The following is a 21,493-nucleotide window of genomic DNA, read 5'->3' as shown; positions in this document are numbered from 1 at the left end:
CAGTCAGAACGGTTACATCTCGGTGAGGGCACCCCATGGCAGTCGTACGGTTCGATCTCGTCTCCAAGCTCAGCCCGAAAGACGTGCTGGCAGTGCTGACCGACTTCAGTCCCTCACGTGCCAAGGCCTGGCCCACGATCGACGCCGAACACTTCGAGGTCCACGAACTCGGCGACACCTGGGCCGAGGTCACCGAGGGGACCGCCGCAGCCTGGGAGCGCGCGCGCTACGAATGGGAGCCGGCCGGTGACACGGTCACCATCACCACGGTCGACTCAAAACTCTTCGGAGCCGGCGGCGGCTGGGTCTTCCGGATGACCCCGGAAGGTGACGGCACTCGGGTCGATGTCGAGCTGACACGGGAACCGAGCACGGTCAAGGGCAAGATGCTCGCCGCCCTGATCCCTTTGGCCGCTCCCTCATCCCTGCGCAAGTCCTTCGCGGGCCCCCTGCAGGCGAAGTGACGCGCGCCCGGCCCCGGATCCGCGGGGCCATCGGTGCGGCACGGCTCACACCATGAGGGGCCGACAGCGCAAGCTGTCGGCCCCTCATGGTGTCGACGCGGGCGGTAACCGGAGGTCGCCGGCCGGTCTGCCATCACCTCTGCATATATCCAGTAGCCGGCGCGGCCCGACAGGGCCTGCACGGCGCGGAACGAGGTGCGTATCTCCTTGAGTTGCACCCGCAGTGGTAACTGCCGTGCGGGACCGGCAGACAATTGACTTACGTCACGTCCCCGGCAGTCCGTAGGACACATCCCGGCGCCGCCTTTGCGCCGACGCAAGCCTCGCGGGCGCCACCCATTGGCGCGGGCACTCCGTCAACTGCTGCGTCGGAGACTGCCCTTCGACCGTCAACTGACCGATGTGCGAGTTCCGCCCCCTGGCGAAGAGTGGTGGACACAGACTTCGTCCCACGGAGGGGAACTCCTGCCATGCACCGTGATCACCCACCCCTGCAGGCGCGTTCGGCGCCCGAGCTTATGCCTTCGCTGTCCTTGGACCTCACCCAGATGCTCGATGAATTCACCCCGCTGCCGATGCGAGGGGAGTTCCGCTTCGGCCCGGACATGCCAGCGGTGATCACGGTCGAGTTCCTGGCAGACCGAGGGCCGAGTCTCATCTGGCGCATCGGCCGCGAACTTCTCCATCGCGGCTTGACGTCGATGAGTGGCTGTGGCGACGTACTCATGTGGCCGGCGCTGCCCAGAGAGCAACCCTCGTCCTGGCTGCTTCTCGAATCAGGAGGTGGAGGCCCTGTTCGAGGTGCCCGTCGCGGCCCTGGCGGTGTGGCTCGACACCACCTACCAAATCACCTCGGCCGAGGCCGAGTTGGACGGTCTGAACTGGGACGACTTCCTCATGGAGCTACTCGACAGCCCGGGAGCGCCGTCCGAATGACCGCCACCGGATCCACCCACTGGACTTCACCACGGACGGCGTCCGCGCATGGCTGCGTGACCTCGGTATGCGCCCCCGGCCTCGGGTTGGCCGAGGACTGAGCCAGCTTTATCACCGGTTAAAGCGGTGACGATAGAAGGTGTGGCGAATTCAGGTGTCCGGGTCGTCCGTACGGCATCGACCCGGTCCTACTCTGGCCGCGTGCCACACACCCCACATCAGTCAGTTGACGGTCCGCGCACCACATGCCCCGGCCGGACCTTGCACAGGACGTGTTAGGTCATACGACGGTCCGCCGCGCCACTGCCCGCGTCGGGGATGTTCCTCTGCAGCCACACGGTCTTGGCCCAGTCGCTCGGCAAGGTGTTCCAGGCGCGCTCAAGGCCGTCGACCAGGAACAGGCCACGCCCGCGCTCGGCCCGCGCGCTGCCCTCATCGGTGAGCGAGCAGGCGGTGGGCACGGGCGGGCCGCTGCCCCAGTCCCGCACCTCCAGCCAAACGCCCGCAGTCGCAAGGACGTTGCTGACCCGCTCCGAGGTGGCTGTCAGGCTTGGCGGGCGTAAGAGGCGAGGCGATCGGCGAACGCGACGACGAGGTCGCGCAGTTCATCGGGGCGCTCGATGACGAACGGCCGGTTGAGCGAGGCGAGTACCGGAGGCAACCAGTCGAGCCGCTCCGCCCGTAGCTCAACGCGCAGCCAGCGCTCGGTCGCCCGGTCCTCGCCTGCCGCGGCCGCGTCCTCCTCCAGGCGCGCGACGCCGGCGGGAAGGTGGGCGCGGATCTGCTCAACTGTCCCTTGAATCCGCAGAGTCACCTCATGCTGGTACTCAGCCGTGGCGAACCCTGTCACTACGCGCTGCGCCGGATCCGGACCCACGGGCGCTTCGAATGAGCCGGGCAGGGTCCTCGCGTCTGCGATGCGATCGAGCCGGAAGGTTCGGTCCTCGCCGATCCGGGCGTCCTTGCCCGTGACGTACCACCGGCCCGAATGGGCGACGATCCCATACGCGTGCAGCGTGCGTTCGCTGCCCCGTCCGTCGCGGTCGGTGTAGCGGATCGAGACCGGTCGGCGGTGGCGCACCGCATCGGCGATGGCGAGCAGGACCCCAGCGTCCGGGGTGTCGAACTCACCGGGCTGTTCCGTGAAGGCGAGAGTCTCCAGGAGTGTGTCGAGCCGACGGGCGATGTGCTTGGGCAGCACCCGCCGGATCTTCGCCGATGCCGTCTCGCTCGCCGTGTGCTGCATCGTCGTCAGCCCTGTTCGGCGGCCGGCGACCAGGCCGAGCAGCACGGCCAGCGCCTCGTCGTCGCTGAGCATGAGCGGAGGCAAGCGGTACCCGGGGGCGAGCCGATACCCGCCGTAGCGGCCGCGCACCGACTCCACCGGCACGTCCAGGTCGATCAGCTGGTCCACATACCGCCGCACGGTGCGCCCTTCGACGCCGAGCCGGTCGGCGAGTTCGGCCACCGTCCGGGTGCCGCCCGACTGCAGCAGCTCCAGGAGTGTCAGCACGCGGCCGGTGGGTCGAGGCATGTGCCCAGCCTACGTGAATAGAGGACCGATTCTGTCCACTATTTCTCCTAGCCTGCGAAGTACACGACTCCAGCACAGCCAAGGAGACCCCATGGACTTCGTCTCGATCCGGATCATCACCAGCGACGTCGCGCGTCTCGTCAGGTTCTACGAGCGAGCCACAGGGGTGCGGGCGATGTGGGCCACCGAGGACTTCGCCGAGCTCAAGACCCCCAACGCCACCCTCGCGATCGCCAGCACCCGCACCGTCCCGCTGTTCGCCCCGGACTCCGCCCGCCCGGCGGACAACCACAGCGTGATCACCGAGTTCCTCGTCGACGACGTGGACCGCGTCCACCAGAACCTGACCGGCTTCGTCACCGACTTCGTCAACGAGCCCACCACGATGCCCTGGGGCAACCGGTCGCTGCTGTTCCGCGACCCCGACGGCAACCTCGTCAACTTCTTCACCCCCGTCACCCCGGCGGCCATAGAGAAGTTCGCACGTTGACGTAACGAACAGCCGCTCGCCCGGGAGCCCTCAGAGCCTAGGCCGCCGTCGCTGGGGGCAGCAGACACACGGCCGCCGCCACCGCGTGCAGACGGTGGCGGCGGCCTGGCGGACGGCGCGGTGCAGCACCGCCGTCAACCCTCACCGAGGACTACGGCGGAGTGGGTATCACCCCTTGCCTGCTTCATCGGTCGCAGCACCCGCGCCCTCCTCGCGCAGCCACCGGGAGTGGTACCGCTCCGCCCAGGAGCGGCTGACATACCCGGTGCGCATCCCCAGCCTCGCCTCCGGGTCCTCGAAGGCCTTGCGCATGTGTCCGAGCACGACGAAGGTGATCGCCCAGGCGAGGAGATCGTGGACGAAGATCGCACTGGTGCGGGAGATGAAGGGCAGCAGCCCCATGAACCACATCAGCAGGCCGGTGAACGCCATCACCAGCACGGAGCCCGCGATCCAGCCCGCGTAGAGCTTCTGACCCGCGTTGAACTTGCCTGCCGGGCGGGCCTCGGGCGACGTCCGGCGTCTGCGGACGGCCCGTAGCCACCGCCTGTCGTACACCGCGAAGCGGTTGAGCCGACGAAGGTCCGTGCGGAAGGCGGGAGAGAAGAGACCCAGCAGGAAGGGCAGCGGAAGCGATATGCCCGACCACTCGTGGACCGTGACCATCAGGTGCCGCCGCCCGACGAGTTGGGCCAGCGGTCCGAGGTAGAGGCAGGCGGCAGAGACCAGGCACACGAGCATCAGGTAGCCAGTGGCCCGGTGAACCATGCGCTCGGCCGTGCTGAAACGGCGGACACGGCCGTCGTGTTCAGGCCGCGTCGCGGTGCCGCTCGGCGTCGTCGAGCCAGCCGTCGATCGCATATCCACGCTCCTCCCAGTAGCCGGGAACGACCTTGTCGGTGACCGAGATGCCGGACAGCCACTTGGCCGACTTGTAGAAATACATGGGAGCCACATAGAGGCGGACCGGTCCGCCGTGCTCGTGCGTGATGGGCTTGTCCTGCATGTTCAGTGCCACCAGGACGTCTGAGCGGCGCGCCTGCTCCAGGGTGAGGCTCTCGCTGTAGGCGCCGTCGAAGCAGGTGAACCGGATCGCCGCGCTCGGGGAACGCACCCCGGCGTCGTCGAGGATGTCCGCCAGCTTCACACCGTCGAAAGGCGTCTTCTCCACGCGCCATCCATCGGTGCACACGACGTCGTGGACGACCCGGGTCTGCGGCATCGCGCGCAGCTCGTCGAGCGTGTAGGTCTTCGGCCGATCCACCAGTCCGCCGACCCGCAGTTCGTAGTTCGTCTCGTCCTTGCGCGGCACCGAGCCGACGACGCTGTAGTACCGGAAACCGCCCGGATTGGGCAGCAGACCGGTCAGGCCCGTGGCGTCGATCTGAGAGGCGGCGCCGAGGAACCCCTCCCAGCCGCGCTGAAGATAGGGCGCGGTGGCGAGCCCCGCCGCGCCCACGCCGAGCATGCCCAGCATCGCCCGCCGCGCCACCGGTGCGCCCTCGGTCCTCCGCTTCGGCTTTCCTGCCATGGTCAGTGTGCTCCTTCGGATTGCCGACGATCCCGGCGAGACGGGGCATGTGGACGGCACGGGTAGGGCGACTCACACGTGTGAGCTGAGGCGCATCTCTCTATCGTCACCCCTTCAACCGGTGACGATAGTGCCATGGGGTCTCTGAGCTGTCAACAACGAGCTGTCGACTGCGTGACGATGCACACACGTATGAGTCCAGGCCGGCCACATCGCCGAGGACGGCTGCTAGGCTGTCAGCGACGTTGACCATGTATCAAGGAGTCGCAGACGTGGTAGGTGAAGACGACATCTCGGGGTGAGACCCGGGTCTGACGGCCACCGGCCGGCGCTTAGGAGCGCTGCCGAGGTGGTCGGTTTCGTCGTCCCCCTTTTTCCACGTCTGCCCAGGGCAGAGGTCCAAGCTCTGCCCTCAGTCCCTCCGAGGTCTTTCCATGTCCGACGCCGCCATCGTCTGCTCGAACCTCTCCTTCGCCTGGCCCGACGACACCCCGGTCTTCCACGACCTGTCCTTCAGCGTGAACACCGGCCGCATGGGCCTGGTCGCCCCCAACGGCTCCGGCAAGAGCACGCTGCTCAAGCTGATCGCCGGCGAACTCAAACCCGCCACCGGCTCGGTGTCCGTCAGCGGCACGCTCGGCTACCTTCCGCAGAGCCTGCCCCTGACCGGGAACCTCACGGTCGCCGAGGTGCTCGGCGTCGCCGCGGTGATCGGCGCCCTGGACGCCGTGGAGTCCGGGGACGTGAGCGAGGAGCACTTCACCACCATCGGTGACGACTGGGACATCGAGGAGCGCACCCGCGCCGAGCTCGACCGTCTCGGCCTGGCCGATCTCACTCTGGACCGCAGCCTCAGCACGCTCAGCGGCGGCCAGGTCGTCTCGCTCGGCCTCGCCGCCCAGTTGCTCAAGCGTCCTGACGTACTCCTGCTCGACGAGCCGACCAACAACCTCGACCTGGAGGCCCGGCACAAGCTGTACGACGTGCTGTCGGACTTCAACGGCTGTCTGCTCCTGGTCAGCCACGACCGCGCCCTGCTCGACCGCATGGAACGCATCACCGAACTCGGCAGCGATGAACTGCGCCTGTACGGCGGCAACTTCACCGAGTACGAGGAGGCCGTCCGCGCCGAGCAGGAGGTCGCCGAGAAGAACGTGCGCAACGCCGAGCAGGAGCTGAAGCGGGAGAAGCGGGAGATGCAGCAGGCCCGCGAACGCGCCGACCGCCGGCAGAGCACCGCCGCCCGCAATCTCAAGAATGCCGGCCTGCCCCGCATCTTCGCCGGCAACATGAAACGCGGCGCGCAGGAGTCCGCGGGCCGGGCGGGGCAGATGCACGCGGCTCGTATCAGCGAGGCGCAGGCCCGGCTCGACGAGGCCGGCCGCACCCTGCGCGACGAGCAGCGCATCACCCTCGAGCTGCCCGACACCCGGGTGCCCGCCGGACGCAACCTCTTCCTCGGCACGGGGATGCAGGTCCACCTCGGGGACAAGGCCGTGTTCGCCGCAGGCGGTGTGGACCTGACCATCCGGGGTCCCGAGCGCATCGCGCTGATCGGGCCCAACGGCGCAGGAAAGACCACCCTGATGCGTCTGATCACCGGCGAAATCGCCCCGGACGGCGGGGAGATCAAGCGCAACGACGGCCGGATCGCCTACCTCTCCCAGCGCCTGGACCTACTGGACCTGGACCGCACCGTGGCGGAGAACTTCGCCGCGTTCGCCCCGGAGCGGCCCGAGGCGGAGCGGATGAACCTGCTGGCCCGCTTCCTCTTCCGGGGCGCGCGGGCGCACCTGCCGGTCGGGGTGCTCTCCGGCGGCGAACGGCTGCGCGCCACCCTGGCCTGCGTGCTGTGTGCCGAACCGGCCCCTCATCTGCTCCTGCTCGACGAGCCGACCAACAACCTCGACCTGGTCAGCGCGGGCCAGCTGGAGAGCGCGCTGAACTCCTACCAGGGCGCCTTCATGGTGGTCAGCCACGACGAGCGGTTCCTCACCGAGATCGGGGTCGACCGCTGGCTACGGCTGGCCGACGGAGGACTCACGGAGACGGGAGCCCCTGCGGTGTGAGCCGCCGGAGTGTGCCGTGGCCCGCGTCCGAGGCGCAGCTCCCGGCGGGCCGACCATCGATCACGTTGGACGGATCCGCGTGCCCCAACCCGCACTGCTTGCCCACGACCTCGTCCGCAACCTGGGCGGGCGCCGCGTCCTCGACGGCGTCTCCCTGACCGCCTCCCCCGGCCACCGCATCGGGCTGATCGCGGAGAACGGCGTCGGCAAGTCCACCCTGCTGCGGGTGCTCGCCGGCGTGGACGAACCCGATGCCGGAAGCGTCTCCCGCCCTCCTGAACTGGGCTTCCTGCACCAGGAGATGCCGTTCGACGCCGCCGCGACCATCGCCACGGTGCTGGACGAGGCGCTGCGCGAGGCACGCGAGGACCTCGCGGAGCTGGAACGGCTCGGCGAGGAGCTCGCCCGCGTCCCGCAGGACGACCCCGGGCACCAGGAACTCCTCGACGCTTACGGCAGGCGGCTGGAACAAGCCCAGGACCGGGAGTCCTGGGACGCCGACCACCGCGCGGCCCTGGTGCTCGACGGCTTGGGCCTCGGTGCGTTCGGGCACGACCGCACGCTCGGTTCGCTCTCGGGTGGGCAGCGCGGCCGGCTGGCCCTGGCCGCGCTGCTCGTCCGGCGGCCGTCGGCGCTGCTGCTGGACGAGCCGACCAACCACCTCGACGACAGCGCCGCCGCCTTCCTGGAGGAGCAGATCCGCGGCCTTTCCGGGACCGTGGTGGTCGCCAGCCACGACCGGGCGTTCCTGGACGCCGTCTGCACCGATCTGATCGACCTCGATCCCGCGATGGGCGGCCCGGTCCGCTACGGCGGCAACTACAGCGCCTACTTGTCCGAGAAGCGCGCCGAGCGGGAGCGCTGGGAGCGGCAGTACGCCGCGGAGCAGCAGGAGCTGGAGGAGCTGCGTCACTCGACGGGCGTGACCGTGCACCGGGTGGCTCCGGATCGGGGGCGGCGCGACAACGAGAAGATGGGTTACGGCCATCGGGCGGGCCGCGTGCAGAACCAGATCTCCCGCCGGGTCCGCAATGCCACCCAAAGGCTGGAGGCGCTGGAGCGCACCCAGGTCGCCGAGCCGCCGCGCCCCCTGCGGTTCGCGGCGGGGGAACTGGCCACGCGTGCCGAGGATGGCCTGCGGCCCTTGGTGTCCCTGCACAACGTGCGGGTGCCCGGCCGACTCGCACTCGACGGCCTGGAGGTCTCGGCGACGGACCGGCTGCTCGTCACGGGTGGCAATGGGGCGGCCAAGTCGACGCTGCTCGCCGTACTCGCCGGATCTCTCCCGGCCGAGGGCGAGGTACACCGGCGGCGCCGGCTGACGGTGGGGCTGCTCACCCAGGACACCGTGTTCGAGCGGTCCGACCGCACGGTCCGGCTCACCTATGAGCTGTCCCTGGGCCGGCGCGGGCCGAGAAGGTGCCGCTGGGCTCCCTCGGTCTCCTGCACGAAGCGGACCTGGACAAGCCGGTCGGAGAACTGTCCGTGGGGCAGCGCCGGCGGCTGGCGCTGGCACTGCTGGTGGCCCGCCCGCCCCAGCTCCTCCTGCTCGACGAGCCCACCAACCACCTCTCCCCACGCCTGTGCGACGAACTCGAGGCCGCACTGGGTGCGGGCCCCGGCGCGATCGTCGTGGCGAGCCACGACCGCTGGCTGCGCCGCCGATGGCAGGGCCGCGAACTCCGCCTGGAACCGGGCCGCAGCCGACGGGAGGGGGCGGCGCCGGCCCGATCCGGGTCCTGACCCGTGCCCTCACGCATCTGGCCTGCGCGGACCGCGCGAGATGCCCTACGCTCCCGACCGCGCCGGCGCCAGGGGCGCCCTCTGGAACGGCGTCGCTTCTTGCGCCCGGCGGGAGTCACCTGTCAAGGTGGTGATGTGAACCTGGACCATGTATTCGTATGCGGGCACCCGGCCCTCGACTTCGCGGCCACCCTCCGGGCCCGGCGCTCGGCCCCGTTCGAGATGTTCGTGACGCCCGAGCGGCTGAATGCCTGGTACCTGGAATCCGGACTGGTGGACACGATCACTCCCAGCGAGGACGACGACGTCCGGGAGGCGACGGCCGTGCGCGAGGCCATCTACCGGCTCGTCACCAACCGCCGTCTCGGCGAGGAGTTCGACCGGGATGCGCTCGACGCGGTCAACGCCGCCGCGCGAAAGACCCCTGTGACGCCCCAGCTCACCACGGCCGGGCGACTCACCGAGGCGACCCCCGAGCAGACTCTGGCGACCGTCGCCCGGCAGGCCGTGGAGCTGCTCAGCGGCCCGGATGTCCCCTTGATGAAGGAGTGCGGCAACCCCGAGTGCACGCGGGTCTACATCGACCGCTCCCGGGGCATGCGACGCCAGTGGTGCGGTATGGAGTCCTGCGGCAACAAGATCAAGGCCGCCGCCTACCGAGCACGTAAGAAGACAGCGCCCGCCGTGCCCGCACTCTGACCTTCTGATCCGGGCGGCGCACGGTCCCGTCGAACGTGGGGTTCAGCCGGCGACTAGGTCCTCGAGGGGCCTCGCGGAACGTGTTCAGCACGCCGTGCGCATCCGGTCGTCACTTCTGGGTGTCTCAGAGATACATGGCTCGGCGGCTGCGGTGGGCTGACTTCCATCGGATCCCGCGTTTCGGCAGATGCCGAGCAGAGACAAGGTCTGAGGTGTATGTCACGTGCGGCGAGCCGCCATGACCTGCCCCGGAGCCGGACCCATGTGATCTTCGTGGCGCCTGAGGAGAAGGCGTGCCACGTGGACATGTGCGGCAGGCATCCCCCGCGTCTGAAGCCGCCCGCGAGTACGCCGCGAGGTGCCGGACCCCGTTCCGCGGGGCGGACGGACGACACCCGGCTTTTGTCCTCCGGACAGTGCGACGCGGTCCCGTCTTGCCGATGCCCGAGTGCAATGGGTGGGGCGAGAACCGGCAGCCGCATCGAACACGGACGCGCCCCACACATACCTGCTCATGAAGTGTCGTCACAGGCGCTTCGGCAACACACTTACCGGGCAGTATGTGTGGAGCGAACCTTGTGCCACTGACGTCGCCGAACCCTCGGGAGGCCGAAGAAGGGGCCACACTTCCTACGTGCACAGGCACATCAGCGCCTATCGTGAAGGGTGCACATCTGAGACGAACCATCTGACGTTCACACTTGTCCGCAGGGACCCTCGGCGTAGGTACCATGCGCAACATCATCCATATCGAGGAAGTGAATGGTTGTGACCAACCAATCAGCCGCCACCCTCCGATCGCGGTACGTAGCACAGGCCGCATCGGACCTGGAGGAGAACCGTCGGCGGCAGCAGGAGCTGCAGGAGAGGATCATGGTGTTGAAGCAGGAGGAGGCCCTCCTTGCGGACATCATCAACCTCGCCGAGCGGTATGAGGGTTTCGCGGACGCGTCCCGTCTGCCCGAGCAGTCGCAGGACGAGCCCGTCGCCGCCAAGGCGAAGCAGGCCCCTGCTGGAACCGCATCACGGCGGTCCGCGTCGGCCAGGACGGCTTCAGCCGGCAACACGGCGAAGGCCGACGCGAAGGGGAAGTCGCGCCAGCCTTTGCTCGGTGACCTCCTGGCGGACCTGCTCGGCCAGTACAAGGAGCCGCGTCTGGCGAAGGAACTGCGGGACGAACTCCTCGAGAAACACCCGGACCGCAACCCCACACCGCAGGTGGTGCGGAACACCCTCGAATCCCTGGTCGCCAAGGGACGTATCAGGCGTCACAAGCAGGAGCGTTCCGTCATGTACACCCTGGTGAAGTCGGGTGCGGCGGGCAGCTTCGACTGACACGTCGGTGCTCCCGCGGGCGGCGGTCCGTTGCGGGCACCGATGTGCACCGTGTGCGACACGGTCCGCCACGCTGGACGGGTGGGCACACTTGCTGGAGGACGCTAGCCCCGCCACACGTTGTCGAACGCGGCGTTCTCGATGTCCCGCCGCAGACGTACGGCCTCCAGCTGCGTCACCGCGTCGCCGACGGCGGCCAGCACCGTCGTGACCGCGTCCCCGATGAGGCGTTCGTGGGCCTCCGACGGATCCTCCCCGATCCCCACGGCTGCCAGCAGAGCGGCGAGGACGGGCTCGCCGGACACTCTGCGTTCCTCCGCACTGCGGTGTGCCTGCGCATCGGCCGGCACGGCCCGCGCGAACCGCAGCCGGAATCCGTGGCCCCGTGGCCGGGTGACGAGGCCGGCCCGCTCCAGGTCGTCGACGTAGGCCGCGGTGAGATCTCTGCCGCGGCGCCACAGCCAGTCGTCGACCGTTTCGTAAGGCTCCCGCCGGACGAGCGAGGCGTCCGCCTGGTCCAGCAGACCATCACCCGTCGCCGCCCCGGGGCCGGGCACCATGCGATCGCCGTCCAGGCTCAACGCGCCGCTCTCCAGGAGATCGATCGCCTCGGCCCCCGCGAGGGCGAGGGACAGATCGCCCTGCTCCACGGGCCGGTCGGACGGCAGGCCCAGGGCGACAAGCACGAGGTCCCGTGCGGTGGTCATGAGTCCCGCCTCGTCTCCAACAGGCGCAGCCACACCTCGCTGATGGTGGGGAACGCGGGTACGGCGTGCCAAAGACGCTCGACCGGCACCTCCCCGGTGATGGCGACGGTAGCCGAGTACAGCAGTTCGCCTACACCCGGTCCCACGAAGGTGGCGCCGACGACGACCTGACGGTCCCGGTCGATGAGGAGCCGGGCCCTGCCCCGGTAGTCAGGGCGGTACTGAACCGCTCCGGCAAGGTGACCGATGTCGTAGTCGACGACCTTGACGGCCCGGCCGGTGCGCTCGGCCTCCCGGATGGTCAAACCTACGGAGGCGACCTCGGGGTCGGTGCAGACGACGCCCGGAACGGCCTCGACGTCGGCCGTGCTGCTGTGGGGTGCCCAGCGGCCGGTGACGAGTTCCTCGCCCCGGGCCCGGCCGGCGATCACGGCACCGGCGATTCGGGCCTGGTACTTGCCCTGGTGGGTGAAGAGGGCGCGGCGATTGACGTCGCCGACGGCGTACAGCCAGTTCCCGGGGACGGCGGTGACGGTCAGGCTGTCGTCGGTGGCGAGCCAGTCACCCGGTTCGAGTCCCACGGTTTCGAGCCCGATGTCGTCCGACCGCGGGGCGCGGCCGGTGGCGAAAAGGATCTCGTCGCCGGTGATCTCACTGCCGTCCGACAGGGCGACTCGGACCTCGCCCTCACCGTCGTCCATCCGCGCCGCGCCGACGACGGAGATGTTGAACCGTACGTCCGCACCGGCCTCCCGCAGGCGCTCGGTGACCAGCTCGCCCGCGAAGGGTTCCAGCCGGGGCAGCAGCCCGTCCTCTCTGGCGAGCACAGTCACCCGACTGCCCAGGGCCTGCCAGGCGGTGGCCATCTCGACGCCCACCACACCGGCGCCGACGATCACGAGTCGCTGCGGCGGCTGCTGGGCGCTGGTCGCCTCCCGGCTGGTCCAGGGCCGCAGGTTCTCGATCCCGGGCAGAGGGGGCAGGGCCGCGCGGCTGCCGGTGCAGACGACAACGGCGTGCCGGGCCCGCAGGTCGACGGTGTCGCCGTCGGGGGTCTCCACGGACACCTCGCGCTCCGCCGTCAGACGTCCGTGGCCGCGCAGCAGGTCGATGCCGGCTGACTTGATCCACTCCACCTGGCCGTCGTCGTTCCAGTCGGCGGACATGCGATTGCGGTGCGCCAGGACGGCTTCGACGTCCAGCGGGCCCTTGACGGAAGGGTCGAGACCGGGGACGTGCATGGCATCGGCACGGAGCAAGGCGGGGCGCAGCAGGGCCTTGCTGGGTTCGCAGGCCCAGTAGGAGCACTCGCCGCCGGCCAGTTCGCTCTCGATGATGACGGTACTCAGACCCGCGGCGGTGGTGCGGTCCGCGACGTTCTCGCCGACCGGACCTGCGCCGATCACTATGACGTCGTACGTGCGGATGTTCTCGGTCGTCATGAGTCCTCCGGTCGCTGGATTCCGGGCGGTTGGATGTCGTGGTCCGTAGGGGATGGCGGTCCGGGCGCGGCCGGGGAGGTCAGCCGCGCCGGGACGGGCTGTCAGCGGCCGGGGGCGCGCTCGGTGACCTCCTGGAGGAACCACTCGTTGCCGTCGAGGTCCTTGAAGGCGGCGAAAGTGCCGTAGCTGGCCCGCTCGGGGTGCAGGCCGGGCACTCGGTGGGAGCCGCCGGCGTGGTGGAAGGCACCGGTCTCGTCGCGGAACGGGCCGGAGACCTCCACACCGCGGGAGGTCAACTCCTCCTGGGCCTTGGCGATATCGGTGACGGTCAGCTGGAGGCCGTGGAGCGTGCCCGCCTTCTGCCGAGTGAGGCCCTCCCCGAAGATGATCGAGCACTCGGAGCCGGGAGGGGTCACCTGCACGATCCGGTAGCCGTCGTTGATCGGGAAGTCGGCGTCGAGGCGCCAGCCGAGCTTCTCGACGTAGAAGCCCTTGGCGAGGTCCACGTCGGAGACGGGCAGAATGACGACTTCGAGCTTCATGTCCATGGCCGTGATCTCGCTTTCGATGGTTGGGTTTTGGGGTTGGAATCAGTGGGCGGTGCCACCGCGGACGGACGTGCCGAGCGCGGGGCCCGCCGTGGGTCTCGAGACCACACCAGTCATTGGCGCTCATGTACGGCGGCGGGGGCCGTGCCCTCAGTGTTGGCCGCGATCGATATGTGCCGCGTCAGTCAGCTGACGGTGTGTCCCAGTCGGACGCCGGCACCAGGCTCCCAAGCCATCCGCACCTGATGGGCCTTCAGGTGGCTTGAGGTAGTTGGGCGCGCTGCCCTCAACCTGGTGTGCGCGCACGGCAGTCCATGGCCTTTGACCGGACGCGGCGTTGGACTGCGGACGAACTCCGGCCGGACCGGCTGCGGCGAGCAGGGCCACGGAGAGTCGGCTCGGGTTGTCCCGGCAGCAGGGTGCCGCTGGCCACTCGCGCGGGCCCATCTGCGCGTCCGTCACAGGAAGGTCGAAGCCGCCGGGCCGTACCCCAACAGCGTCACACTCTCCGCCCAGTTCCATATCTGCGTGTCCGTGGGCCGGTCACGGTCCTGGGAGTTTGCCGCGATTCGGGACAGTCGCTCTCCGGAGACACGGTCGAGATCCGAAGGACGATGCCTGACGGTCCGTACGTATGTGTGCGTCATGGAAGCCATGTCCTGCCCTCGCTCTTAGGTCGGCGGTGTGGGTACGGCTGAGAGATTTCGGATCCCGCGCAGGGAGCGTGGAGGGGACACGGGACCCGTGGTGGAGGGGAGGGGTGGATCAGGCAGCAGCGCTGGCGTTGATGGTGACCGGGATGTTGTCGCGCGTGGCCTTGGAGTAGGGGCAGATCTGGTGGGCGGCGTGCGCGAGCTCCTCGGCGGTCGCCTGGTCGACACCCCCGAGGACGGGGTTGAGGACCGCGGAGAGGGAGAACTCGCCGTCATCGCCGTGGGTGAGGGTGATCTCGGCGGTGATGGTGGTGCTGGTGAGCCGGATCTTGCGCAGGGTGGCGGCCCGGCGGAGGGCGCCCAGGAAGCAGGCGGCCCAGCCGGCGGCCAGGAGCTGCTCGGGGTTGGTCGCGGTGCCTGCGCCGCCCAGCTCCTTGGGGAGGGCGAGGCTGGTCTCCAGGAGACCGTCGGAGGAGCGGACGTGACCGCCGTTCCGGCCCTCTCCGTCGACGTCGACAACGGCGGTGTAGCTGACTGCCATGACTGGTGCTCCCCATCTGGGTCGAAAGGTCTTCGGACGCCTGCAGGCCAGGACACTTTTACGTCACCGGTTGAGGCGGTGACGGAATCATGGCAGGAGTTTTCGTCACCTGTCAAAGGGGTGACCGAGGGCTCTTTTCGTGGCCGTCTTCGCCACGACGAGCGGTGCCGTCATTGACGGTGGACACACCGCGGTCGGCGAGGCGGGCCCGCGCGACGCGAGTTACACCTGTCCCTGACGCGCTTCACCTGACGGCGTGCGGAGCGACTGACGACGAGGCCTCCCCCGGGTACACCGGCGTGAGCGGGGCGACAGCACACGTGTGCTTGAATCGTTCGTGCGCCAGGGGCCGGCCGGCCGCACGGACGGCACACCTCGGGTGTTCCGGGTGGTATCACCGGGCGTGGCAGCAAACCCGCCGACTGAGAGCTGCCAACCCGGCTGGTCGCGGGGGTCGCCGACAAGGCGATCGGTTCACAGATGGACCTCAGCCGAGGAAACGTCCAGCGCCGCATCCAGAGTGTGATGGCACATGGAGGATCCGGGACACATATGCAGCCTGGCGGGCCGCGCCGGGCGCGGCCCGCGACGAGAGAGCCGGGTTCAACTCCATTGTCCCCATGGTCCGTTACGGCACTGGGAAGCCGAGTGCCCCGCAGCGGCCGCCACTCCGGTGGCGCCGGGCGATGAGGTCGGTCGGCCTGACTCCGGCGAGCAGGCGTCAGGCGTCCGCCGACGCCGATGCAAGCGGCCTCCGCCAGCCGACGCGGGCTGATTCCTGCGGCAGGGGTGAGCACCGCCAACGCGCCCCCGCACAGACGGGCGGCCCGCTCCAGGAGATCGGCGACGATCTGACGCGGGAGACGCACAGGAAGCCGATGCGGCTGCCGATGACCTTCAGGCCACACAGCCCAGCACCGGGATGTGGCCAGGCCCAACCACGGCAGGTCGTCGACGATGAGCAGCAACGACGTGTCGCGGGGCCTCGTAGTGGCTGCGGTCCAGCAGCTCGAAGAGTTGAAGAGGGGCACGAACAGTTGATTGAGACCGGCCTATCTGATGCCCGCCTCGGACTGCACTCCGCTCGCCCGCAGCACGCGGTCGCCCTGGCCAGCCTGCTCACACCGGCTGGGTATACGGACATCGACAGTCCGTCCGTCCTTGTCTACCAGCGAGTGACGCCGGGGTGCGCGCGGGTCGCCGATCAGCGAGGCGCGCGATGTAACCGCGCCCGGGGTCTACAGCCCCAGGTCGAGAGCCAGGCACGAGTAGTAATTCCACGAGCCTTCGGGGTTGTACGAAGCGTTCACCCCGCTGTTCGGCCCGGCCTCCACCTCTTCGGTCATGTCCTCGAAGCGGATGCGCTCGGGAAGCTTGCCAAAGCGCGCGTGCCGCGCCGCCGCGGCGGGATCGCCGGCGAGTTCCTTGCTCATGACCATTCTCCACTTCGCCGATCACGGATGGCGTCCTCATCGCCACCAGGGACGACTATCAGCGTGCACCTACATGCATCACCTGTCAAGGTGGTGACGCATCGCACACGCGGCCCGATCGGCGACCACCTCACGGCGTCGATTTCGAGGGCTGCGGTAGTGGACGCCCGGGGCTGCCCAGCCCCCGTCACTCGTCACCGTTCTAATAAGTTACGAGGGTCCTCATGTCGGGCATCCCTGTCAAGGCCTCAACGACACGGCACCATCTCGGAGCTCGGAGCTGATCACGAACCCGTGTGACCAGCGCTTTCGAACGACGTACGTACGTCGTACCTACGGGACGGTGCCCAGGTGGTCGAGGCCTGACGGCCGTTCGCGTGCCGCTGTCCCGCCGTGGGCCGGCCCGTTTTCACCGACGGCCGACCAGGAAGTCCGCGCACAGCCGGTTGAACCGCTCGGCGCGTTCGTAGTGGGGCCCAATGCCCCGTCCGGACAGCCAGATAGAGGTCGCAGTGATGAAGCCGCACCGCGTCCTCTCGTGATCCTGGGCAGCGGGTGTCAAACCCTGACGTCACAGAGACGAGCCGGCCACTCTCCGCTGTTCACATCAACATGTCCCCACTCCCATGTAGACGGAGTCGGCTATTCCGTCATCGCGAAAGCCAGATACGTAGGGCATACGTGTGCTACCTACAGGTGACTGGTTCCGCCGGGAAGAATGACCCGTCCGCAACCCACTCACTGGCCGCATCACCACCGTGATTCGCCGACACTCCGTGCTGATGGAGGCCGGGTGGGGTGACAGGATCGTGGGCCGGCGGCCTCCGGTGCCCCGGAGGCGCGCGGAGCGGAAACGGCCTGGGTGGTTCCGTACGGCCATCAACGCCGTGGTCTTCGCACGCGGCCACCGCACCAGCCAGGACAGCTGGCGGACACAGGCTGGACCTCCGGAAACGCCGCCGGCCGTCACCCGTGAGGGCGTCGGCCGGTCGGAGAGCGTTGTCCGGTGGGTCAGGCGGCCGGGACGGTCTCCTTGGCGGTGGCAGCCGGGGAGGCACCGGCCTTCTCCTCGGCCTTGCGGGCCGGCTTCAGGAAGAAGGCGAGGAGGGTGCCGACGGCGAGGGTCGGGGCGATCCACAGGTACCCCATGGCCGTGGCGTGGGCGAAGGCCTCCAGCGCGGCGTCGCGCAGGGCGGCCGGCAGCCGGCCGATGGTGTCGGGGCGGGCGGTGTCGAAGCCACCGGCGGTCGGCAGGCCGCGGGTGCGGTGGGCGAAGCCGGTGTTGAGGAGGGTGCCGAAGACGGCGACACCGAAGGCCGCGCCGATGGAGCGGGCGGAGGTGACCACGGCGCCGGCGGCGCCGAGATCGGCGGCGGGCACGCTGTTCTGGACGGTGGTCAGCACGACCATGGGCACCATGCCGATGCCGACACCGGTGATCAGGAAGTAGACGCTCAGCACGAGGGTGTTGGTGGCCGCCCCGATGGTGCCCAGCAGGAGCAGCCCGGCGAGGTTGGTGATCAGGCCCACCAGGAGGATCGCTCGCAGCCGGTTGACGTGTGCGGCCCAGCGTCCGGCCAGGGACTGGCTGACCACCAGACCGGCGACCAGGGGCAGCATGTACACGCCGGAGAGAGTGGCCGAGACCCCGTGGACGATCTGGAGGTAGGTCGGCAGGTATACCAGTACGGCGAACATCGCGGCGTTTGCGAAGAACCCGATCAACGAGGTGAAGACCACGGTCCGGGAGGCGAACATGGCGGGCGGCAGGACCGGGGCGGCGGCGCGGCGCTCGACCGGCACCAGCAACACGGCCAGCGCGACGGTGGCGACGATAAGGCCGACGATGGCCGGCGAGCCCCAGCCCCAACGCTCACCGAAGGACGTGATCAGGACCAGGCCGGTGGCGATGGCGGCCAGCATGGTGGAGCCGAGGTAGTCGAGGCGTGCCTTGGCGCCCCGGGTGGCCGGGGGCAGCGCCCGCGCGGCGATGGCCAGGGCGACGATGCCGACGGGCAGGTTGATCAGGAAGGCCCACCGCCAGGACAGCTGGTCGGTGAAGACGCCGCCCAGCAGGGGGCCGACGATGCTGGCGACGCCGTAGACGGAACCGAACATGCCCTGGTAGCGGCCGCGTTCGCTCGGGGCGACGATGTCACCGACGAGAGCGAAGGTCAGCACGATCATGCCGCCGCCACCCGCACCCTGCAGCACACGGGCTCCTATCAGCTCGGGCAGGTTCTGCGCCAGGCCGCAGGCCACCGAGGCGATCAGGAAGATCGAGGTCGAGGCCAGGTACAGCCGCTTGCGGCCGAACATGTCGCCGAGCTTGCCCCACAGTGGTGTCACTGCCGTCGACGCGAGCAGATACGCGGCGCTGACCCACGCGATGTCGTCGAACCCGTTCAGGTCCTGCGCTATTCGGGGCAACGCGGTCGAGACGATCGTCTGGTCCAGGGCCGCGAGGAGAACCGCCAGGATCAGCGCACTCATTGCGGCGGCGACACCCCCCGCCTTGGGCGGGGGGGATTTGTATGCCTTCGACATCGGAAGCCGTTCTGACCACCGGAGCACGGATGCTCGCCACCGATCCCGGCGCGAGCATCGCGAGCATCGCCGCCGAGGCAGGCGTCGACCGGCGCACCGTCTACCGCCGCTTCGCCTCCCGCGAGGAACTCCTCGCCGCCATCTACGAATCCCGCCTCACGGCCATCGAGCACGCCGTCGCCCTGCACCGCTACGTCGAGAACATCATCGCCGTCAACCGCACCTGGCCCGTCGACCTCACCCGCATGCTCGCCGACGACACCATCCAAGCCCGCCGCGACACATCCGTCCGCGAAGTCGACACCTTCCTCCAGCGCGCCACCGACGAAGGCCTCCTACGCCCCCACCTCCCCCAGGGATGGGCGAACGCACTACTCCCCCAGTTCATGCACCTCGTGTCCCGTCAGCTGCCCGAACTGAGCCCCGCACAAGCGGCGGACGTCGTCGTCGACACCCTGCTGAACGGCCTCGGAACGTCCTGATACACAGACGGCCCTCGGGAGCACATGGGCACATGTGTCACCAAGGGCAAGCCGGCCGGTGCGGCGGCGGTCCGGCGGCGTCCCGCCGCCGGTCGACTCAGAGGGGCGCGTCCCGCCGCCATTCAACTCATTCCACGACCTGCCGAGCCGTGCCCGTGCCGGAGGCCTCCTGTTCATCCTCTTCGTCCTGTGGGCGCCGGGAAACCGCCGGAGGGGGCAGCGGAACGGTTCCGGGCAGGCGGACACGGCGGAGTCGGGACGGCTCATTCCTGGAGGCGGGGCGCTTCAAGGCTTCTCCCATCGATGCGTTCGACGTGCCGTGTCCCCGGCGCGGGACGCCGAGGGTCGGACAGGGCGGGTGCTCCAAGAAACCAACGATGCCGCCGACGCATTCCAGGGCGAACCGATCCCACCGCGAGCGCGGCCCAGCCGGCTTCCCGCGAGCGTGGCGCCCAGCAGTGGCATCATGTGGTCGCAGCCGGAACTGAGCAGCTGAAGCACCCCAAGGAAGGTTGCGCATCCGCGGCCGTACGGAGCGCAGGACGCGTTCGGCACCGGGCCCCGGTGGACCTACGAGGAAACGGACGTCGACGGGATCGCCGGGCAACGGGCCCGATCCGTCCCAGTATGAATGGGTGAGCCCGTCCGGCAGACCAGGGATCTGGCTTCGGTGACAGGGAACCAAACGGTCATTCCGTCCTTCATCGTGCATCAGCTTCTTCCCACTCTGATACCGCGTGGACCGGCGTCGACGCACCTGGCCCAGGTTGAGAGACCCACCGCGTCCCTAGCGGCGGACGATGTGCCGGACCGCCTCCGCAGACATGTGGTTGTTCACTCACCCGTGTCGACGTGTGTGTCAGGCGCCGAGGTTCACGTGAGACACGCCACTCGCATGTGTGAGCCAGCGTCTCGGTCGTCGCGTGTACGGAACATGAGCCGGTCGCTGTGTGTGCGACGACTCATCATGGTGTTCCTCCTGACGGATCGGGACGTCGCGCCGGCGGAACATGTCGCGCGGCCGAAGGTACACACCCAGTGCGCGGGGCCGAGCACACGTCCACCGGGTGTTCGGTGGGGAACCATACACAAGAACCTTTCGGCCACACCAGGTGACGAACGCCCCCCGGGGGCATCTAGTCTCCTGCGTGAGGTGTGGAATGGCAGGGGCGGCGGACACGTCACGGGCACACTGTCGAGGGAGTGCACCTATGAACTCGTTCCCGCCGGTCACGAGCTCGCGGAAATCGACTGGGACGTCGCCACCGCGGACCTGCTCCAGTGTCCCAGGGCGCACTCCGACTGATCACGAGCGACGCTTCACCCTCCGTTCGACAGGTGACATTCCCTGAAGAATGGCCGCCGACCACCGGTACGGTGTCCGCCGAGCGGTCCTCCAACGGAACCTCCGGCGGCACACCACACCCCCACCGGGCCTCACAGCCGCAAGACCGAAGGCTTCACACGGCCGCGTCGCCCCCCCCCCCCCCCGACGCCCTTGCCCGGCTGCGGCCTAGCAGGCATGAGGTTCGCCCCGCGCGGCGCCGCTGAGGTCGCGGTTTGAGAGCGCATCCCCAGGTGGCCGTTCCGGTCCGTCAAGCCGAGCTGCGGCGGTCAGTTCGTCATGGACGAACGCCGCGCCCTGCTCCATCCTTCATGCCGCGCCCGCGCGGCTCGGCGGCGAGGAACAACACGTACCGCCGCAGCCGGGCGGCGGCAAGGAGCCGCCCTCGGATAACGACGTTGTGCGCGATAGTCGCGGAGTCGGCCCGGGAAGATGACAACGGCCGTGCGAGTTAAGGCTGTTGTGAGACAACTCCTCACCCGCACGGCCTTGTCGCATCGGATCTGCACCGGCATCTCCCGCAAGCACCTGGGAAGGCTGATCGCCGAGCTGGCCGGTTCATGGACGGCGGCCGAGGAGGGCCGGTTGCACAACCGGCGAGGTCACAGCCGGCTCCGCGCCGCGGGAGCGGGTCCGGACCACCAGTTGGTGTTCACCGATCGAGTGATCGCGACACTGGTCATCCTGCGTTTCCAACTGCCCCACGCGGCCCTGGCCGTCTTCTACGGTGTGGACCGCTCCACGATCACCCGCGCGGTCCACGAGGTGCGCCCGCTGCTGGCCGCCCGCGGCTTCGCCGTCCCCGGCGAGCCCCACGTGCGCCTGCACACTCTGGCCGACGTCTTCGCCTACGCCCGCGCCAAGGGCGTCGAGTTGCGGCTGGACGGCACCGAGGTAAGGGTGCGCCGCCCCAAGGCGAACAAGCCGGGACGGCGCGCCTTCGTCTCGGGGAAACTGCGGCAGAACACCAAGAAGGCCACCGTGATCAGCGACG

General features: G+C 69.1%; 18 protein-coding genes and 2 pseudogenes. 10 read left to right on the top strand and 10 right to left on the bottom strand.

Annotated elements, in window-relative coordinates; genetic code table 11:
* The first annotated feature begins 35 nt into the window (after positions 1–35).
* The 3 genes and pseudogenes from ACWDA7_RS31510 to ACWDA7_RS31500 all read left to right on the top strand — a co-directional run bounded on the left by ACWDA7_RS31510 (position 36) and on the right by ACWDA7_RS31500 (position 1,400).
* On the top strand, positions 36–464 hold the full coding sequence (locus ACWDA7_RS31510; RefSeq protein WP_450608477.1) for a hypothetical protein: 429 nt from the start codon (positions 36–38) through the stop codon (positions 462–464).
* Positions 465–934: 470 nt separating this feature from the next.
* A pseudogene (locus ACWDA7_RS31505) lies at positions 935–1,189 on the top strand (SsgA family sporulation/cell division regulator); the annotation flags it as partial.
* Between the two features lie 58 nt (positions 1,190–1,247).
* On the top strand, positions 1,248–1,400 hold the full coding sequence (locus ACWDA7_RS31500) for a hypothetical protein (protein WP_450608504.1): 153 nt from the start codon (positions 1,248–1,250) through the stop codon (positions 1,398–1,400).
* Positions 1,401–1,675: 275 nt separating this feature from the next.
* Here ACWDA7_RS31500 and ACWDA7_RS31495 read toward each other — a convergent pair whose 3' ends face one another.
* Together ACWDA7_RS31495 and ACWDA7_RS31490 are read right to left on the bottom strand one after the other, a co-directional pair.
* The gene (locus ACWDA7_RS31495) at positions 1,676–1,861 is read right to left on the bottom strand and encodes a hypothetical protein (RefSeq protein ID WP_450608476.1); all 186 of its coding nucleotides are present in this window, start codon (positions 1,859–1,861) and stop codon (positions 1,676–1,678) included.
* Between the two features lie 83 nt (positions 1,862–1,944).
* The gene (locus ACWDA7_RS31490) at positions 1,945–2,934 is read right to left on the bottom strand and encodes a helix-turn-helix transcriptional regulator (RefSeq protein ID WP_450608475.1); all 990 of its coding nucleotides are present in this window, start codon (positions 2,932–2,934) and stop codon (positions 1,945–1,947) included.
* Between the two features lie 91 nt (positions 2,935–3,025).
* Here ACWDA7_RS31490 and ACWDA7_RS31485 point away from each other — a divergent pair, with 91 nt between their 5' ends.
* Positions 3,026–3,424, top strand: a complete 399-nt coding sequence (locus ACWDA7_RS31485; RefSeq protein ID WP_450608473.1) for a VOC family protein — start codon at positions 3,026–3,028, stop codon at positions 3,422–3,424.
* Positions 3,425–3,592: 168 nt separating this feature from the next.
* On the opposite strand, the gene ACWDA7_RS31480 is transcribed toward ACWDA7_RS31485, so the two are convergent.
* Together ACWDA7_RS31480 and ACWDA7_RS31475 are read right to left on the bottom strand one after the other, a co-directional pair.
* Positions 3,593–4,285: a cytochrome b/b6 domain-containing protein gene (locus tag ACWDA7_RS31480; protein ID WP_450608471.1), complete on the bottom strand. Its 693-nt coding sequence runs from the start codon at positions 4,283–4,285 to the stop codon at positions 3,593–3,595.
* Entirely contained in the window at positions 4,233–4,955 is a 723-nt protein-coding gene (locus ACWDA7_RS31475; RefSeq protein WP_450608470.1) for a molybdopterin-dependent oxidoreductase, read from the bottom strand. Before ACWDA7_RS31475 ends, ACWDA7_RS31480 begins: the two co-directional genes overlap by 53 nt.
* A gap of 434 nt (positions 4,956–5,389) precedes the next feature.
* On the opposite strand from ACWDA7_RS31475, the gene abc-f reads away from it, so the two are divergent.
* The 4 genes and pseudogenes from abc-f to ACWDA7_RS31455 all read left to right on the top strand — a co-directional run bounded on the left by abc-f (position 5,390) and on the right by ACWDA7_RS31455 (position 10,801).
* Positions 5,390–7,024: a ribosomal protection-like ABC-F family protein gene (abc-f, locus tag ACWDA7_RS31470; RefSeq protein ID WP_450608468.1), complete on the top strand. Its 1,635-nt coding sequence runs from the start codon at positions 5,390–5,392 to the stop codon at positions 7,022–7,024.
* A 79-nt stretch (positions 7,025–7,103) separates the two neighbouring features.
* A pseudogene (locus ACWDA7_RS31465) lies at positions 7,104–8,767 on the top strand (ABC-F family ATP-binding cassette domain-containing protein).
* 135 nt (positions 8,768–8,902) lie between these two features.
* Complete coding sequence (locus ACWDA7_RS31460) at positions 8,903–9,466, top strand: CGNR zinc finger domain-containing protein (RefSeq protein WP_450608466.1); 564 nt, start codon at positions 8,903–8,905, stop codon at positions 9,464–9,466.
* Between the two features lie 768 nt (positions 9,467–10,234).
* Positions 10,235–10,801 carry a hypothetical protein gene (locus tag ACWDA7_RS31455; RefSeq protein WP_450608464.1) on the top strand — a complete coding sequence of 189 codons (567 nt, stop codon included), beginning with the start codon at positions 10,235–10,237 and terminating at the stop codon, positions 10,799–10,801.
* A 104-nt stretch (positions 10,802–10,905) separates the two neighbouring features.
* Here ACWDA7_RS31455 and ACWDA7_RS31450 read toward each other — a convergent pair whose 3' ends face one another.
* The 6 genes from ACWDA7_RS31450 to ACWDA7_RS31425 all read right to left on the bottom strand — a co-directional run bounded on the left by ACWDA7_RS31450 (position 10,906) and on the right by ACWDA7_RS31425 (position 18,672).
* Positions 10,906–11,508, bottom strand: a complete 603-nt coding sequence (locus ACWDA7_RS31450; protein ID WP_450608462.1) for a GOLPH3/VPS74 family protein — start codon at positions 11,506–11,508, stop codon at positions 10,906–10,908.
* Positions 11,505–12,950, bottom strand: a complete 1,446-nt coding sequence (locus ACWDA7_RS31445; RefSeq protein WP_450608461.1) for a dihydrolipoyl dehydrogenase family protein — start codon at positions 12,948–12,950, stop codon at positions 11,505–11,507. Before ACWDA7_RS31445 ends, ACWDA7_RS31450 begins: the two co-directional genes overlap by 4 nt.
* 101 nt (positions 12,951–13,051) lie before the next feature.
* A complete protein-coding gene (locus ACWDA7_RS31440; protein WP_450608459.1) occupies positions 13,052–13,498 on the bottom strand; it encodes a VOC family protein in 447 nt (148 codons plus the stop codon).
* A 765-nt stretch (positions 13,499–14,263) separates the two neighbouring features.
* The gene (locus tag ACWDA7_RS31435; protein ID WP_450608457.1) at positions 14,264–14,692 is read right to left on the bottom strand and encodes an organic hydroperoxide resistance protein; all 429 of its coding nucleotides are present in this window, start codon (positions 14,690–14,692) and stop codon (positions 14,264–14,266) included.
* A 1,238-nt stretch (positions 14,693–15,930) separates the two neighbouring features.
* Positions 15,931–16,125 carry a hypothetical protein gene (locus tag ACWDA7_RS31430; RefSeq protein WP_361824638.1) on the bottom strand — a complete coding sequence of 65 codons (195 nt, stop codon included), beginning with the start codon at positions 16,123–16,125 and terminating at the stop codon, positions 15,931–15,933.
* A gap of 1,011 nt (positions 16,126–17,136) precedes the next feature.
* Positions 17,137–18,672, bottom strand: coding sequence for an MDR family MFS transporter (locus tag ACWDA7_RS31425; protein ID WP_450608455.1), 1,536 nt, complete (start codon positions 18,670–18,672; stop codon positions 17,137–17,139).
* A 29-nt stretch (positions 18,673–18,701) separates the two neighbouring features.
* Here ACWDA7_RS31425 and ACWDA7_RS31420 point away from each other — a divergent pair, with 29 nt between their 5' ends.
* Positions 18,702–19,154 carry a TetR family transcriptional regulator gene (locus tag ACWDA7_RS31420; protein ID WP_450608502.1) on the top strand — a complete coding sequence of 151 codons (453 nt, stop codon included), beginning with the start codon at positions 18,702–18,704 and terminating at the stop codon, positions 19,152–19,154.
* 1,777 nt (positions 19,155–20,931) lie between these two features.
* On the top strand, positions 20,932–21,493 hold a 562-nt coding region (locus ACWDA7_RS31415), incomplete at its 3' end, for a helix-turn-helix domain-containing protein (protein WP_450608453.1).

The sequence above is a fragment of the Streptomyces sp. NPDC001156 genome (assembly GCF_053598275.1).
The sequence above is the reverse complement of the archived record's forward strand: the minus strand, read 5'-3'. Positions and strand labels throughout refer to the sequence as shown.